Source organism: Brevibacillus parabrevis (assembly GCF_003710905.1).
Taxonomy (GTDB): Bacteria; Bacillota; Bacilli; order Brevibacillales; family Brevibacillaceae; genus Brevibacillus; species Brevibacillus parabrevis.
Genome location: NZ_RHHV01000006.1, coordinates 245,115 through 261,099, shown reverse-complemented (window position 1 = coordinate 261,099; position 15,985 = coordinate 245,115). Strand labels below are relative to the sequence as shown.

The following is a 15,985-nucleotide window of genomic DNA, read 5'->3' as shown; positions in this document are numbered from 1 at the left end:
CCACTGGAAAAGAGGAGGGTGGTTTTTTGTTGCGCGGCTTTTGTCTAAGATTCCAACAAAAGGAGAACTTATGTAGGAATAGGTCTTTCTGCGATTTGCCTGAAAGCGTCATCAAATATGTCTTTGTGATATGGACATTTAAAGAAAATGGTGGTAACCTATTAGTAAATAAGGTTGATTTAAAGGGATTTTCATAAGAAAAATATGTCCGCGTAGGGTGCACATTTGTTTTCGTGGGAATTACTTCCACGATGGTCAGATGTAAGGCCCGATGGCTGGATGCTGGAGGGATTCTCGTTGGCGAGCAAAACATTGGAGCATTTTTTACACGAAAATCTGGCTGATTTGAAAAGCAAAGGTCTGTACAACGTCATCGATCCTTTGCAAAGCGCAAACGGCCCTGTCATCACCATTGCGGGAAAAGAACTGGTTAACCTGTCTTCCAACAACTATTTGGGACTGGCAACAGACCAGCGCCTGATCGAAGCGGCGACTGCTGCTGCGCAAAAATACGGAGTTGGAGCAGGGGCGGTTCGCACCATCAATGGTACGCTTGATCTGCATGTCAAACTCGAAGAAAAACTCGCTGCCTTCAAGCATACAGAAGCAGCCATCGCTTATCAGTCCGGCTTTAACTGCAACATGGCAGCTATTTCTGCCGTGATGGACAAGGACGATGCGATTTTGTCAGACGAGCTGAACCATGCGTCGATCATCGACGGCTGCCGTCTGTCGCGCGCGCAAATCATTCGCGTTAACCACTCCGACATCGACGACCTTCGCGCCAAGGCGAAAGAAGCGAAAGAGTCCGGTAAATATAAAAAACTGATGGTCATCACCGATGGCGTCTTCTCGATGGATGGCGATATTGCCAAGCTGCCGGAAATCGTCGAGGTGGCCGAAGAATTTGACCTCATTACGTATGTAGATGATGCTCACGGTTCCGGCGTGCTCGGAAAAGGCGCTGGAACAGTCAAGCATTTTGGCTTGTCCGATAAAATTGACTTCCAGATCGGTACGCTCTCGAAAGCGATCGGGGTAGTCGGCGGTTATGTCGCTGGACGCCAGGAGTTGATTGACTGGCTCAAAGTACGCAGCAGACCGTTCCTGTTCTCCACTGCATTGACGCCAGCCGACGTGGCTGCAAGCATCGCCGCTATTGAAATTTTGCAAAGCAGCACAGAGCTTCACGACAAGCTGTGGGATAACGGCCACTATTTGAAAAAAGGCTTGAAAGAGCTTGGCTTCAACATCGGAGCGAGCGAAACACCGATCACGCCTTGCATCATTGGCGACGAACAACAGACACAGGAGTTCAGCAAACGCCTGTACGAAGCGGGCGTGTACGCCAAGGCGATCGTGTTCCCGACCGTGCCAAAAGGAACAGGCCGTGTACGCAACATGCCGACTGCCGCTCACACCAAGGAAATGCTGGATCGCGCCCTTGGCATCTATGAAAAAGTTGGGAAAGAAATGGGGATCCTGTCATGAAAAAGATATTAGTTACGGGAGCATTGGGGCAAATCGGTTCTGAGCTGATCATGAAGCTGCGCGAAGTTTACGGAGCCGATCAGGTTGTCGCGACAGATATCCGCAAAAAAGAAGCTGACCCTGTGGTGGATTCCGGGCCATTCGAGATTTTGGATGTAACGGACGGAAATCGCATGTTCGAGCTGGCGAAAACCCATCAGGTCGATACGATCATGCATTTGGCTGCACTGCTTTCGGCTACCGCTGAAGCGAAACCGCTGCTTGCCTGGAACCTGAACATGGGCGGACTGGTCAACGCGCTGGAAGCAGCTCGCGAGCTGAACTGCCAGTTTTTCACCCCTAGTTCCATCGGCGCATTCGGGCCGTCCACGCCAAAAGACAACACGCCACAGGACACGATCCAACGCCCGACGACGATGTACGGGGTCAACAAAGTGTCCGGAGAGCTGCTGTGCGATTACTACTACCAAAAGTTTGGCGTCGATACGCGCGGCGTTCGTTTTCCGGGACTGATCTCTTACGTGGCGCCTCCAGGCGGGGGAACGACCGATTACGCGGTAGATATTTACTACAAAGCGATTCTCGACGGGGCTTACACTTCCTACATCGGCAAAGGCACGTACATGGACATGATGTACATGCCCGATGCTTTGAACGCGATCATCGCGTTGATGGAAGCAGACCCATCCAAGCTCATTCACCGCAACGCGTTCAACGTAACGGCGATGAGCATCGAGCCGGAAGATGTAGCGGCAGCGATCCGCAAGCACATCCCGACGTTTGCGCTCTCGTACGACGTAGACCCGGTGCGTCAGGCGATCGCCGACAGCTGGCCTAACTCGATTGACGCGACAGCAGCGATGAATGAGTGGGGCTTCAAAGCCGAATTTGATCTCGAAAAAATGACCGAAGACATGCTGACCAAACTGCGGGGAAAGCTGCTGCAGCAGGTTGGCTAAACGAATAGCATCAAAGAGGAAACCGTCGCTTTGCGTAACAGGCAAAGCGACGGTTTTTTTATGGCATTGGCCGGAGCAGCGCGAATCAGGTTGCTTCGTCAAACGGATTGAGTTATAGTAGTCATATTTATTACAACTAAAAAGGGTGTTGTTATGGAGCTGCTACTGGACAAGTTTGAGGAAATCGGTTTTTCCAAAAATGAAGCAAAAGTATACGTGACATTGCTGAAAGAACCGCTGCAAAACGGGTACGAAATCAGCAAAAAGAGCGGGGTTCCCAGATCGATGGTGTACGCGGTTATTGCCAAGCTGGTGAGCAAGCAGGCTGTCATCGAACTGCGGACAGAGCCGCCAACGTATCGGCCTGTGCCGATCAAGGAACTGATGGCGAATCTGAAAAAGCAGCATGTCGAGACGATTGACTATTTGGAGCAAGAGCTGCAAGCGATGGAAAAGCCCGTGGAGGTTCACGTGATCAGGCACATGGAGGAGCGGGCGAAAATTTTGTCCGCCATGCAAAGCTTGCTCACACAAGCAAAAGAGGAAGTGTGGCTGTCGGCGTGGGAAGAGGAGCTGGATGAATTGAAGGGGGCGGCCGAGGCGGCACAAGCGCAAGGAATCAGGCTGTTCTCCCTGTTGTTTGCCGATCAAAAAACGGCTTCTTTCGGCAACGCCTTCTATCACGAAGAAACTTCCGCGATCGAAAAACGGCGCATGGGCCAGCGACTGACCATCGTGATCCAGGACGACCAGCAGGTGTTGATCGCCAGCTTCCTCGATGGCCGCGTGCCACAAGCGATTCAGACGACAGATCCGATGCTGATTTTGCTTGCCAAGGAGTACATTCGCCACGATATGACGCTAAAAGCAGTGAGTGCGAAATGGGGCGTTGGCAACTTGGCAGACTTTTGCCAAAGCGATGAACGGTTGGCGTATATCGTTCACAGCGCAAGAAAATAAGCAGCGATTTTTCACATCGAGACAGACAAAACAGACAGGCAGGAGAGGAAAGAACAGATGATCGAATTTCGTTATGTGACAGAAGAACACGAGGCAGAGCTGGAGAGCGTGAAGCAGCTTTTCCGCGAATACACCGAGTCGCTCGGGCTTGACCTGGGCTTTCAGGACTTCGAAGCAGAATGCGAATCGTTACCTGGGAAGTATGCGGCTCCAGATGGGGTGCTGATCCTCGCGCTGGTAGACGGAGAAGCAGCGGGCTGCATCGCCCTGCGCAAAAGCGAGGAACGGATTTGCGAGATGAAAAGACTGTATGTGCGCGACCGATATCGCGGGTTGAAAATCGGCAGGGCGCTCGTGCAAAAAGTGATTGAGGCAGCGGAACAGCTTCCGTACGATTTCATGCGGCTCGATACGCTGGCGACGATGACGAGCGCGCAGGCGTTGTATCGGGCGTTCGGGTTTTCCGAGACGACGCCTTACATCTACAACCCGCTGGAAGGCGCCATGTTCATGGAGCGAAAATTGCGTTAGTGCGCTAGGCTAGAGGTTGCGTACGATCGTGGTCACCCCCGCTCTCACAAAATAAACCGCCTCCGCTGCACGTATCGTCAGCGGAGGCGGTTTTGCTGTTGTCCGTCAGGAAAGTTTGGCTCGCACCTGTTTCAGCTTGATCGCATTGGCGATGGCCGGCCACACATCGGTAGACTCGGAGCCTACATACCAGTAAGCCAGACCGCCGATTTGCCATTGCAGGCTTGCTTGAACCTTGAGGCCCAGCGAACGGCTTTCTTCCAGCCAAATCGAATGGGTCACCCCTTGTTTGCTGTACGCAGAGCGGTACTGTCCGAGGCTCGCATCCCATTTGGTGCTCGCTCTGTATTGCGAGAGCAGCTGATACGACTCGGGGATGCTGATATCGGTCGATTGCACGCCGCCTTTTGCCTGATACCAGTCTCTGGTGTAAAGCGGCAAACCGACGATCAATTTTTGCACCGGAATATCATCCAACAAATCTTCCGTCACTTTTTTCAACCACGGAAGCGAAGCGACGGAGCCGGCTTTCGGGCCACCCACCCAATGCTCCTCGTAAGCCATGACGATCAAATAGTCTGCGGCTTTTGCCAGTTTGGCAAAGTCGTAAGGTTCACTCCAATCGGTTTTGGTATCAGGTGGAATATCGACGGAGACGACAGCTCCTTTGGTTTGCAGCGCAGTTGACAGCTCCTGGATGAACAGCGTGAAGTTGTTGCGGTCAGCAGGTGAAAAGCCTTCAAAATCAACGTTGATGCCGTCCAGCTCGTACTTGTCCACAAAGGCAGCGAGCTTTTGCACGATTGCCTTGCGCTTGTCCGCACTGGACAGCGCTGCATGTGTGGCGGCGGAATCAAAGCGATTTCCGAACAAAGGCCAGATCTGTTTGCCGTTTGCGTGTGCCCAGTGAACGAGGGCAGCGTCGGAAAAGTCGCTGACCGTACCGTCTTTTTGCAGGAAGTACCAGCGTGGCGACAGCGTGTTGACACCGCTTTTCTTGACTTGGGCAATAAACTCGTCCGTGGTGGACTGGTATTGCCAGCCAAGCGAAACCAGCGGCGCTGACGTACCAGGTTTTTTGTTCAGCTCGGTCAAAATACGCTGCAAAATGACGGCTGTCTCTTCACGCGACAAGGCATCGTTCGGACGGAAGTTGCCTTCGTAGCCGACGAGCCACTTGTTCTGGAGCGCCTTGGCGACCGCAGCTTTTGCCCAGCTGGAGATGGAAGCGGCGTCGCTGACGGCTGGATTGGCTTGTGCCGGAACATTTTGCACGAGAGCCCGCACGAGAAAAGTCGCTGCTTCTTCGCGCGAGATCGTGCGTTTCGGTCCGAAGGCAGTAGCGCTGATCCCGCTTGAGATGCCTGCCGCAGCCGCTGCCTGCACCGAGCCGTACGCCCAGGAATTTTTCGCGACATCGGTGTAAGCGGGGATGTTGCTCGCAACAGGCTGGATGCCCAGCGTGCGTGTCAGCATCGCGACGAACTCGGCACGAGTGACCGGACGAGTCGGATGGAAATAGCCGTTTTCATCTCCTGCGATTACACCTGCCTCGTGCAAGGAGCGGATTTGCTCTTTGGCGTAGCTGTTGGCAATGTCCTTCAACGCTTTTGTGGAAGCGGTTGAGGCAGGGACGCCGACAGCCAGAGTCAGGCAGTATGTCAGAAATGCCAGAGAAACCAACCAAATATGTATGTTTTGTTTTTTCATCATACATCCAGTATAAGGAGACATAACCAATCTTTCATTGGTCATTTATTGGTAAGAGAACAGCCGGGAACTCTTTTGCGGAAATTCCGATATGGTATGATAAGGATTGGAATGAGAAGAGAGAGAAATGAAGAAGTGAGGCGGAAGAGAAATGGAAGATGTACTGATTATTGGCGGCGGGCCTTGCGGTCTGGCAGCAGCCATCGCTTGCAAAAAAGCCGGACTTGATCCGCTCATTATTGAAAAAGGGTCGCTTGTGCATTCCATTTATCGCTATCCGACGTACATGGTTTTTCACAGCACGCCGGACTTGCTGGAGATTGGCGGCATTCCTTTTGCCACAGCCAACGATAAACCGACCAGGCAAGAAGCGCTCAATTACTATCGGCTGGTAGCCTCCCGCGAGGACTTGCGCGTGCACGTATACGAAACCGTGACAGAAGCGAAGCGCGTGGGAGAAGGTTTTCACGTTACGACGACGGACCGTTTTTCCAAGACACATCACTACGAAGCGAAAAAGCTGGTCATCGCTACTGGCTACTTCGACAATCCGAATCGGTTGAACGTGCCGGGGGAAGACTTGCCGAAAGTTTCTTCTTTTTACAAGGAAGCGCACCCGTACGCCGGCTTGCAAGTGGCGATTGTGGGCGGCAACAACTCCGCTGTAGACGCCGCGATGGAACTGGAACGGGCAGGGGCGCATGTCACCGTCATCTGCCGCAGAACCGAGCTGTCAGACAAAGTCAAGGCGTGGACTCGTCCGGTGTTTGAAAGTCTCATAAAAAAAGGCCGCATCCAAATGTTTTTCGGAGCGACGGTTTCTGCTATTGAGGAACGGGCGATTCACGTCAATACGGCTGACGGTGAGATTACGCTTGCCAACGATCACGTTTTCGCGCTGATCGGCTATCGTCCCGACCGGACGTTCCTGCGGTCGCTCGGCGTGCAGACGGATGAGGAGACAGGCGTGCCAGCCCATGATCCCGAAACGATGGAAACGAACGTTCCGGGTCTGTACATAGCGGGCGTGATTGCGGCGGGCCACCACGCCAATGCCATTTTCATCGAAAACGGCAGATTTCACGGCGAAGGGATCGCCCGCCACATCGTCTCGCAAAACAACGCCTGACGAAAAATGTATTCGTGCTAGAACTGCCACTCCAGCTGTCTGCCGCCAATGAGGTGGTAGTGCAGGTGGAACACCGTTTGCTGTCCGTGTTTTCCGATGTTCGTCACGACGCGGAAGCCGGACTCGGTTACCTCCATGGTCTCGGCTACCTTTTGCAAGGAGAGGTGCAGGTGGCCGATCAGCTCTTTGTCCTCCGGTTCAATCGCCATTACGGACTGGATATGTTTTTTCGGGATGACCAGCACGTGGACTGGCGCGACAGGATTGATGTCATGAAAAGCGAGAACATGCTCGTCCTCGTACACTTTCTTGGAGGGAATGTCACCGTTGACGATTTTGCAAAAAAGGCAATCCATTTGTTTTTTCATCCTCTCTGAAATTTGAATAGTCACATGTCTAAAGCCTACTTCGTCACGGGAGTAGGCTTTACCTGTTGGAGAGGCGGAAGTTTTTGGGAGGGAAGCTTCCGACGCTTATGCTGCGATCTTGCTTGCGAAAAAACAAAACCCTCCACCCATTGCGGGAAGAGGGGAAATCTATTTATACATTCTTCTGAGGAGCGCATAGCATTTTTGCAGCAAAACTTTGCCAGGATGCCGGAAGCTGCTCCATGAGCGTGTCAACTTCCAGCGCGTCATGCGAAAAGTTTGCCCGATTCTTGCTGTGAATCGCCTGAGCTGTCCTTGCCTTCTCCAGTTCACATGGCTTCACCGCCGTTTATGAAAAGTCATGACTAGCTGTTCTTTACAGCTTATGTAAGCGGGCAAGAAAAAGCATGTGCTTATGCGGTTATGCAAACGTTTCTTCCAAAAACGCGAGCACTTCTTTCCACGAATGCTCGGACGCTTGCGCATTGTTTTTCGGCGTTCCTCCGTTCTGGGCGATTCGCGTCGTAGGAATGTACGGAAACCGAATGCCATGACCCGTGTCGGCGTAGCGCAAATGCACGACCGGATGGGCAAACTGCTTGGCCTTCAGCCGTGCTACCATGCGCTCGCAATGTTCGGCAGCAGGCCACCAGTGATCGTCGTCAGCGGAAAGCAGCAAAATCGGACCGTTGATCTGTTCCACAGGAATTTCGGCGTCCGCAAGCCACTCGCAGGCGCGCCACGCGTCTTTGTGAATTTGATCGATGCGTTGTCCGGCATCGAGCAGCTCGCGGAATTGGCGGGATTGCTCCTCTGTCCATGGAACGAATGGCAGAGGTTCGCCGCGAAACGACCAGGACGATTGCGGTGAAAATATTTCGGAATCGGCAAAAGCCCTGTCTGTCCCGATGTTGACGGTTGAGCTGGGGCTGGATGCGATGACGGCGTGGATACCCGGTTCGAGCGACGCGGTGACCAAAGCAAGCTCGGCGCCTTTGGAGCGGCCAAACACAGTTATTTTGTCAGGATGCACGGTTGGCTGCTGCTTGAGCCAATGCACGGCGCGCTGGACGTATTCAACCGGAATTTGCTGAATGTCCGTCGGCAAGTCGTCGCATTGAAAATAGGCGAGAGCAAGCGCCGGATAGCCGTGAGAGGCGAACAAGGCGGCAAATTGTGAACAGGAGCCGATCCCGCCCTCGCTGCCTCCCAGGACGAGCACGGCAGGCTTCGGCTCAGGGTGAGGCTTGCTGAAAAACAGACCGACCAGGCCGTCTTCCTTGACTTTTGTAATCGAGACGTCGCGGGAAACGAAAACGCGTTTGACAACAGCCTTGGCGACTGGTTTTTGATTGACTTCTGCCGTCAGGTGAATCTCGGTAGAGCGGGGAGTAAACTGGAAGTCATCGAGTGAATAGGCACTGTAAAAGCGCAGTGTTTGCACGTTCATCGACCAGAAAAGCCCCATCGGATCGATTCCTTCGTACGTTCCGAACAAGGGAGCCTGGGAGACGAGATCAACAGAGCCGTTCTCGTCTGCCTGAAAAATCGCATGGGAAGACGCTGTCAGTTCTCCTCCTGGCAATCCGTTCGTCAGGGTAGCGTTGAGCGTGATTAACTGATGCGGCTGAAAACCGCTTAGTGTAATATGGACAGGAACATCGAGCAAGGCCGTTGCTGGTGAAACATCGATCTGTGGATGCATCATACAGTCAACACTCCTCATCAACAATATGGGATTTTATGACACCGTAATTATAGTAGAATTCACAAATGCGCCACAGCAGCAAATGTGACGGAACGGTTAACTTGACTTCCAAATGAAGGTGTAACTATAATCATTACAACGAAAGGGTGACCGACATGAAAATCAGCAGCCGTTTTTCCATTGCGGTTCATATACTATCACTTCTCTCTATCGATGCAAACTCCCATCATACGTCCGAGTGGATCGCCGGAAGCGTGAATACGAATCCGGTCATTATCCGCCGGGTACTTGGCCAATTGAAAAAGGCGGGCCTGGTGAACGTCCGGGCCGGAGCAGGCGGCGCATCACTCGCCAAAGAGCTTGCGAGCATTACCTTGCTCGACATTTACCGGGCGGTTGAGGTCGTGGAAGAAGGCCAGCTTTTTCACATTCATGACCAGCCGAATCCAGCCTGTCCGGTGGGGGCGAACATCCAGTTCGTCCTGGAATTGATCCTGCTTCGTGCCGAGCATGCGATGGAAGCGATTTTGCAAAGCGTTACGATGCAGGAGCTAGTCTCGGATTTGCGGCAAAAGATTACGGAGCAGGCCAAGTAGAAAGTCTGCTAGTGCGACGGTGAACGGAAGGAATGCCCAGGTCGTTTCTGCGGTCGCGAGGATCGATAGAAAATCAGCAAGCCGCTTTGAAAAAACGGGACGGCAGGCGGCAAAGGACGGGATTAAGGGTAGAAATAGCCAACGGTAATAAGATATAATGAGAGTATTCAAAAAGCTGCAAAAAAACCCGACAACGGCGTCGGTTGCAGGTTTGACCGTATGATGAGCAGTTGGCACGTCCATTCTCTTAGCGGGAGGTGGAGTATTGCGTCAGCGTTACCGAATCATAATCATAGACGACGACCCCATCACGCGAATGGACCTGGTCGAGATGTTGCAGGAACAAGGCTACAACGTTGTGGCTGACGGGAAGAACGGCGAGGAAGCCGTTGCTCTGACGCAACTGTGGGACCCGCACCTCATCATCATGGATGTAAAAATGCCTGTTATGGATGGATTGACGGCAACAGGGATCATCAGAGGACAATCGGATGCATCCATCCTCCTGTTAACGGCATACAGTCACAAAGACGTGGTAGCAAAAGCGAAAACAAAAGGAGTTTGCGCGTTTTTGGTCAAGCCGGTCATGGAGGAGGAATTTCTCCCGGCGGTGGAAACGCTCCTTTTGGAAAAACAGCATACGCTTGAAAAGTGAATCGCAACAAAAGCAATGGCGCTTGAATGAAGACGGATGACCGTCTCCTTTTCCAGGCGTCTTTTTGACGTATACGGACGAAAGAAACAAGCGCAACGACGCGCTCGAAAAGCAGCAAGCATATCCCCGCCAGGCATATTTTGGGTAATATCATCCGCACGAACGCGGTTGCTCAATGATGAGCTGGTCTCACACGAATTTTTCCGGGGAGAAACGCGAAAGTATGCAGGATGGCCGTTTTCACTCAAAGAATGTCGGGCGGACAAAAAGTTCCACCAAAGAAAGCGAGTGAAGCGAGATGAAATTGGCATGCGTCATCCGTAAAGAACATTACCAGTTCACATCCGTTCGCGATGTATTGGCCAAAGCGAGCGAGGAGAAGTCAGGCGACCACATGAGCAAACTTGCTGCAAATTCCGCACTGGAGCGGATGGCAGCCAAAGTCGTACTGAGCGAGCTCCAACTCAAGGACATTTACGAAAATCCGGTGATTCCGTACGAAAAGGATGAGGTCACCCGGATTATTTACGACGATTTGAACTTGTCGATCTACGAGGAAATCAAAAACTGGACAGTGGGCGAGCTGCGCGAGTACGTGTTGTCCTTCTCGACGGGCATGCCGGAGCTTACCCGCATCAGTCGCGGTCTGACGAGCGAGATGATTGCTGCTACAGCCAAGCTGATGTCCAGCATTGACCTGGTGATGGCTTCGCAAAAAATGAAGCACCAGGCGTATTGCAACACGCTGATCGGCGAGCCGGGCAGACTGGCGTTCCGTTGTCAGCCCAACCACCCGATTGACGATCCGGAAGGCATTCTCGCCTCGATGAAAGAGGGCTTGTCTTACGGCTCCGGGGATGCTGTTATCGGAATCAACCCGAATAACGATTCCGTTGAAAGCGTTATCAAGCTGCTGAAAATGTCCCACGATTTTATGCAAAAATGGGAGATCCCGACGCAAAACTGCGTGCTCGCCCACATCACGACCCAGATGCAGGCGCTGCGCGGCGGCGCTCCTATCTCTTTGATGTTCCAGAGTCTGGCTGGCTCGCAGCGGGCGAATGACGCATTTGGCGTCTCCAAAGATTTGCTGGATGAAGCAATGGAATTGATGCTGCGCAAAGGAACGGCGTCGGGACCGAACGTGATGTATTTTGAAACCGGGCAAGGCTCGGAAGTGTCGCTGGACTCGCACGAAGGAGTGGACATGCAGACGCTGGAGGCGCGCACATACGGTTTTTGCCGTCACTGGAAGCCGTTCATGGTCAACAACGTCTCGGGCTTCATCGGGCCGGAAACGCTGTACGACGGCAGACAAATGATTCGCGCCGATCTGGAAGATTTGTTCATGGGCAAGCTGCACGGCCTGCCGATGGGAATTGCCCCTACCTATACCAACCACATGTACGCGGACCAAAACGACCAGGAGATCGCCGGAATGCTCACCACGCTTGGCGGAGCGAATTTTTACATGGGTGTGCCGGGCGGAGACGACGTCATGCTGAGCTATCAGGATACGAGCTATCACGACGATGCCAGCTACCGCGAGCTTTTGGGCTTGCGTCCGTTGCGCGAGTTTGAAAAATGGATGGAAAAAATGGGACTGATGGAAAACGGGCGGCTGACAGAGCGTGCGGGCGATCTATCGGTGTTCGACTAACGATTGGGGGAGGGCAAACACGATGAGACAGATCAACATGGATGACCTTGTCCAGCGGGTCATGGATGAGCTTTCCAAAAAGACGCAGGAAGTCATTCACTTCCCGGAGCAAAAAGTGCGCGGGGTAGACAATCCGAACAATGCGGAAGCGCTGGAGCGGGCGATGAACAGAACTCCGGCGCGGATCGGGATCGGCCGGACAGGCACGCGGATGAAGACAACCAGCTACTTGCAGTTCCGCATCGACCAGGCGGCAGCACATGACGCGGTGATGAAAGCAATCAGCCCGGAATGGCTTGCGCGTCTGCAACTTCCTGAGCTGCATTCCAGGGCGACGAGCATGCAGGAGTACCTGATGAACCTCGATTCGGGGCGAATGCTGTCCGATGAATCGGCGAAGTGGCTGGAACAGCATGGCGACAAAGGAAAAGACGTGCAGATCGTCATTTCCGACGGGCTTAGCACGTCTGCCTGCGAAGCGACCATTCCCGATTTGCTGCCCGCTCTGCAACAAGGCTTGGCGATGCGCAACATCAGCGTGGGCAAGCCGATCTTCATCAACAAAGGCCGCGTCTGGATTCAGGATCAGGTCGCCAAAATCGTCGGCTGCAAAGTCGTCATCTCCCTGATCGGGGAAAGACCGGGACTCGCGACGGCAGAAAGTCTCAGCGCTTACATGATTTACAAACCGGATGCGAATACGGTAGAATCGGATCGTACGGTTATTTCTAATATTCACCGGGGCGGGACTCTGCCGATTGAAGCAGGAGCTTATCTTGCAGAGCTTTTGGAGGAAATTTTGAAGTATCAGGCGAGCGGCGTAAAATATATGCAGCTTCGCGCCAAAAACGGCTAGATTACTACTGGCGAATCCTCCGGTCTTGCACTAGAATACATAGAAGATAACCAATTTCTATGAGGAGTTGCTACGCATGACCGAGCCAAACCAAAACGAACTGGAAACGAAAGAAGAAAAACCGGGAAAAATCAGTCTCCAGGAAGCGATGAAACGCAAATTGGCGGAAAAGAAACAGGCACAGGCGCAAGCAAACAGTCCTGTGAACCAAAAAGCGAAAAACCAATCGATGAAAAGCCAGCTGACCAAGAAGCCAAACAATCAGCGCAGACGTATGGGTGTCTAGTTTTTCCTCCAAACGAAAGAACGAACAAAGGAGAATTTGCAGCAGGGCAATTTGCTGCGGGTTCTCCTTTTTAAATAGGCTCCTCTGGAAGCGAAAAAAGGTGGAACGAGATTTGAAAGTAGAACGATTGCTGGCGATCGTCATGATGCTCCTGAACAAAAGGCGAATGAGCGCTCGCGAGCTTGCCGACCATTTTGAAGTGTCGCTGCGCACCGTATACCGTGATTTGGAGACGATCAATGCGGCGGGCATCCCGATTGTTGCCTATCCGGGCACAAGCGGAGGCTACGAAATCATGGAAAACTTTACGATCGATCGGCAATACCTTTCGGCCGACGAGCTGGTTGCCGTGATTGCCGCTTTGAAAGGCGTGCATTCTTCCACAGACGACAAGCAAATCGGTCAACTGCTGGAAAAAATCAAGGCATTGCTCGCAACGGCTCCGTCTGCCTTTCAAGGCGGGGAGCATCCGGTGGTGTACGACTTCAATCCGTGGGGCAGCACTCCGGCCATCGAGCAAAAAGTGAGCAGCTTGCGCGAGGCGATCCTGTGCCGCAAGCGAGTCAAAATCGTCTATACGAAAATGCAGGGCGAGTCGAGCGAACGGGTCATCGAGCCAGTGAGGCTGATCATCAAAGGCTACGTCTGGTACGTGTACGCCTTTTGCCAAAGCAAGCAAGAGTTTCGGCTGTTTCGGCTGTCGCGCATCGCTGATCTGGCGCTTTTGCCGGAGGAGTTTGCCGCCCGTGATTGCCAGCTGGAAAAGTTGCAATGGGAAGAGCAGTGGAATTGCGGGGAACGAATCGCGCTGGTTCTGCAATTTGCCCCGCGCGCTCACGTCCGGGTAAGAGACATGTTTGATCCGCAATCGATCGAGACGGCTCCTGATGGGAAAATGACGGTTCGCACGACGATGACAGACGATGAATGGCTGGCAGGCATGCTGCTCAGCTACGGGGATAGTCTGAAGGTGCTGGAGCCAGCTCACATCCGGCAAAGAATCGCGGATAGCGCCAAAAAAATAGCGGCATTTTATGGGGATGAGCCGGAACGTTGACAAACAGTTGTCAAGGTAGGGCAGTTATACTGGACGATGTAAGCTACTTTTTCCGGACAGGAGCGTGCAACAATATGAACCCCAAAATCGTCGAACTGGGCCACATGCGTGTAGCAGGATTGCAAATACGGACAACCAATGAAGCGGAGTGCGGGCCAAACGCGAAAATTGGAGCGCTATGGAATCGCTATTACCAGGAAGGTTATCCGGCGAGTACGCCAGGACAAAAGGACCCTGCTGTCGTGTTTGGCGTCTACGCTGACTACGAGAGCGACGAGAACGGGGCTTACTCCCTGCTCGTCGGAAAAGAAGTCGAGGCAGAAGCGCCGTTGCCTGCTGAACTGACTGTGAAGGAGATTCCTGCTTCCACGTATGCCGTCTTTACGACAAGAGTCGGCCCGACGGTGGAAGTGATCACGGAAGCGTGGAAGCATATATGGGAATGGTCCCAGCAGCCGGGTGTAACACGGACGTTTGTCGCCGATTTTGAGCTGTACGATGGCGTGCGTTGCGCGGACATGAATCAGGCGCAGATCGATATTTACATCGGCATCGCCGACGAGTAGTTTTTTGCACATGGTTTCTTCGCTCAGTCGCTTCCCCCGTCGGAAGCGATTGTTTGTTTTTTTCCATGATTTCTTCACAAGTTTCGTATACGCTTATAGGAACAGCATGTGAGAGGAGTCTGTATGCGTAGATGGATTGGTTGATGAATATAGAAGGCTTGGCCGAATGGATTCGCTCCTGGGGCGTGCTTGCGATCGTCGGCAGCATCGCGCTGAATATCGTGATCAGCGTGGCAGGCGTGCTGCCATCGATTTTTTTGTCCGGGGCAAATGCGGTTGTCTTCGGCCTGTACGGCGGTTTTTTCATCTCTTTGACTGGGGAGGTGCTGGGTGCGGGGATCGCCTTTTTCTTCTACCGCTATGTGATCAAAAAAGCTGACAAAAAACAGAAACTGGCGTCATTCCAATGGGTGTCGGCTATCAACGGCGCGACGAGAGGCAAGAAGACACTCGCTGTCGTTTTGTTGCGGCTCAATCCGCTGATCCCCTCGGGTGTGATCAATCTCGGCGCAGCCATGACGAATATGTCGTTCGCTGACTTTCTTCTGGCGACATTGCTCGGAAAAGTGCCTTCGATGGTGTTTGAGACGTTCGTCGGACACGATCTCATCTACTTTGGGGAAAACAAGCTGCGGCTTTTGCTTGCTCTCGTGGCGGGCGCCCTTGTCCTGTTGCTTTTCTGGCGGCGAAAACCAGCGCAATCCGAGCAAACCGGGCAATCTGAGCAGCCGTAAAAGAGAGGAAAGGAGGACAGGGCATGTCAACCATTTTGCTGGTCGATGACGAGACGCAAATTCTGGAAATTTTAACATCGTATTTGCAAAAAGACGGCTACCACGTGTTGACCGCGATGACAGGCGAAACCGCGATTCAGATCGCCGATTCGGCTGCGGTCGATTGCATCATTCTCGATTTGATGCTTCCCGATGTCAGCGGGGAAGAGGTTTGTCGGCGGATTCGCAAGCATTCCCGCGTCCCGATTTTGATGCTGACCGCAAAAAGTCAGGAGGCAGACCGGATTCATGGCTTGGAGATCGGTGCGGACGACTACTTGATCAAGCCGTTCAGTCCGCGCGAGCTGGTTGCTCGTGTGCGTGCTGTCATGCGGCGAGCGGGTGATTATTCAGCCCTGAGCGATGAGTTTGCGGCAGGGCAGCTCATCATTTCCATTCGCGACAAAACGATTCGCAAAAACAACATCGCGCTGGATGTCACTCCGAACGAGTATCGCTTGCTCACGACGCTGGCTCGCCATCCTGGGCGTACGTGGAGCAGGGACGAGCTGGTGCGCGAGGTGCTTGGCTACGATTTTGAAGGGTACGATCGCACGATTGACACGCATGTGAAAAATTTGCGGCAAAAAATCGAGGACGACCCGAAGCAGCCTGTCTACATTAAAACGATATACGGGCTGGGCTATCGGTTTGACGTCCCGGTGAAGAAATGAGGTTCG

17 protein-coding genes are annotated in these 15,985 nt (G+C 52.9%); 14 read left to right on the top strand and 3 right to left on the bottom strand.

Annotated elements, in window-relative coordinates:
* The first annotated feature begins 297 nt into the window (after window positions 1-297).
* The 4 genes from EDM60_RS07630 (at window position 298) to EDM60_RS07615 (ending at window position 3,941) form a co-directional block, all read left to right on the top strand.
* Window positions 298-1,491: a glycine C-acetyltransferase gene (locus EDM60_RS07630; protein WP_063227081.1), complete on the top strand. Its 1,194-nt coding sequence runs from the start codon at window positions 298-300 to the stop codon at window positions 1,489-1,491.
* Window positions 1,488-2,450 carry an L-threonine 3-dehydrogenase gene (locus EDM60_RS07625; protein WP_122963430.1) on the top strand — a complete coding sequence of 321 codons (963 nt, stop codon included), beginning with the start codon at window positions 1,488-1,490 and terminating at the stop codon, window positions 2,448-2,450. Before EDM60_RS07630 ends, EDM60_RS07625 begins: the two co-directional genes overlap by 4 nt.
* A 153-nt stretch (window positions 2,451-2,603) precedes the next feature.
* On the top strand, window positions 2,604-3,410 hold the full coding sequence (locus EDM60_RS07620; RefSeq protein WP_122963429.1) for a TrmB family transcriptional regulator: 807 nt from the start codon (window positions 2,604-2,606) through the stop codon (window positions 3,408-3,410).
* Window positions 3,411-3,467: 57 nt separating this feature from the next.
* A complete protein-coding gene (locus EDM60_RS07615; protein WP_122963428.1) occupies window positions 3,468-3,941 on the top strand; it encodes a GNAT family N-acetyltransferase in 474 nt (157 codons plus the stop codon).
* A 105-nt stretch (window positions 3,942-4,046) separates the two neighbouring features.
* On the opposite strand, the gene EDM60_RS07610 is transcribed toward EDM60_RS07615, so the two are convergent.
* Window positions 4,047-5,651, bottom strand: coding sequence for an S-layer homology domain-containing protein (locus tag EDM60_RS07610; protein WP_233454086.1), 1,605 nt, complete (start codon window positions 5,649-5,651; stop codon window positions 4,047-4,049).
* Between the two features lie 151 nt (window positions 5,652-5,802).
* On the opposite strand from EDM60_RS07610, the gene EDM60_RS07605 reads away from it, so the two are divergent.
* A complete protein-coding gene (locus tag EDM60_RS07605) occupies window positions 5,803-6,780 on the top strand; it encodes a YpdA family putative bacillithiol disulfide reductase (RefSeq protein ID WP_122963427.1) in 978 nt (325 codons plus the stop codon).
* A 17-nt stretch (window positions 6,781-6,797) separates the two neighbouring features.
* Here the strand turns inward: EDM60_RS07605 and EDM60_RS07600 are convergent, their stop codons facing one another.
* Together EDM60_RS07600 and EDM60_RS07595 are read right to left on the bottom strand one after the other, a co-directional pair.
* Entirely contained in the window at window positions 6,798-7,136 is a 339-nt protein-coding gene (locus EDM60_RS07600) for a histidine triad nucleotide-binding protein (RefSeq protein WP_122963426.1), read from the bottom strand.
* A 433-nt stretch (window positions 7,137-7,569) separates the two neighbouring features.
* Window positions 7,570-8,856, bottom strand: a complete 1,287-nt coding sequence (locus EDM60_RS07595; RefSeq protein ID WP_122963425.1) for an acyl-CoA thioesterase/bile acid-CoA:amino acid N-acyltransferase family protein — start codon at window positions 8,854-8,856, stop codon at window positions 7,570-7,572.
* A gap of 155 nt (window positions 8,857-9,011) precedes the next feature.
* Here EDM60_RS07595 and EDM60_RS07590 point away from each other — a divergent pair, with 155 nt between their 5' ends.
* From EDM60_RS07590 to EDM60_RS07550, 9 genes are all read left to right on the top strand, one after another.
* Entirely contained in the window at window positions 9,012-9,452 is a 441-nt protein-coding gene (locus tag EDM60_RS07590) for an Rrf2 family transcriptional regulator (RefSeq protein WP_122963424.1), read from the top strand.
* Between the two features lie 265 nt (window positions 9,453-9,717).
* On the top strand, window positions 9,718-10,107 hold the full coding sequence (locus EDM60_RS07585) for a response regulator (RefSeq protein WP_122963423.1): 390 nt from the start codon (window positions 9,718-9,720) through the stop codon (window positions 10,105-10,107).
* A 298-nt stretch (window positions 10,108-10,405) separates the two neighbouring features.
* Window positions 10,406-11,767, top strand: a complete 1,362-nt coding sequence (locus EDM60_RS07580; protein WP_122963422.1) for an ethanolamine ammonia-lyase subunit EutB — start codon at window positions 10,406-10,408, stop codon at window positions 11,765-11,767.
* A 22-nt stretch (window positions 11,768-11,789) separates the two neighbouring features.
* Window positions 11,790-12,623 carry an ethanolamine ammonia-lyase subunit EutC gene (gene eutC / locus EDM60_RS07575; protein ID WP_122963421.1) on the top strand — a complete coding sequence of 278 codons (834 nt, stop codon included), beginning with the start codon at window positions 11,790-11,792 and terminating at the stop codon, window positions 12,621-12,623.
* Window positions 12,624-12,699: 76 nt separating this feature from the next.
* Window positions 12,700-12,909, top strand: coding sequence for a hypothetical protein (locus EDM60_RS07570; RefSeq protein ID WP_122963420.1), 210 nt, complete (start codon window positions 12,700-12,702; stop codon window positions 12,907-12,909).
* A gap of 112 nt (window positions 12,910-13,021) precedes the next feature.
* Window positions 13,022-13,966, top strand: coding sequence for a helix-turn-helix transcriptional regulator (locus EDM60_RS07565; RefSeq protein WP_122963419.1), 945 nt, complete (start codon window positions 13,022-13,024; stop codon window positions 13,964-13,966).
* Window positions 13,967-14,040: 74 nt separating this feature from the next.
* Window positions 14,041-14,532 carry a GyrI-like domain-containing protein gene (locus tag EDM60_RS07560; RefSeq protein ID WP_122963418.1) on the top strand — a complete coding sequence of 164 codons (492 nt, stop codon included), beginning with the start codon at window positions 14,041-14,043 and terminating at the stop codon, window positions 14,530-14,532.
* Between the two features lie 131 nt (window positions 14,533-14,663).
* Window positions 14,664-15,266: a TVP38/TMEM64 family protein gene (locus EDM60_RS07555; RefSeq protein ID WP_122963417.1), complete on the top strand. Its 603-nt coding sequence runs from the start codon at window positions 14,664-14,666 to the stop codon at window positions 15,264-15,266.
* A gap of 23 nt (window positions 15,267-15,289) precedes the next feature.
* Window positions 15,290-15,979, top strand: coding sequence for a response regulator transcription factor (locus EDM60_RS07550; RefSeq protein ID WP_122963416.1), 690 nt, complete (start codon window positions 15,290-15,292; stop codon window positions 15,977-15,979).
* Window positions 15,980-15,985 lie beyond the last annotated feature (6 nt).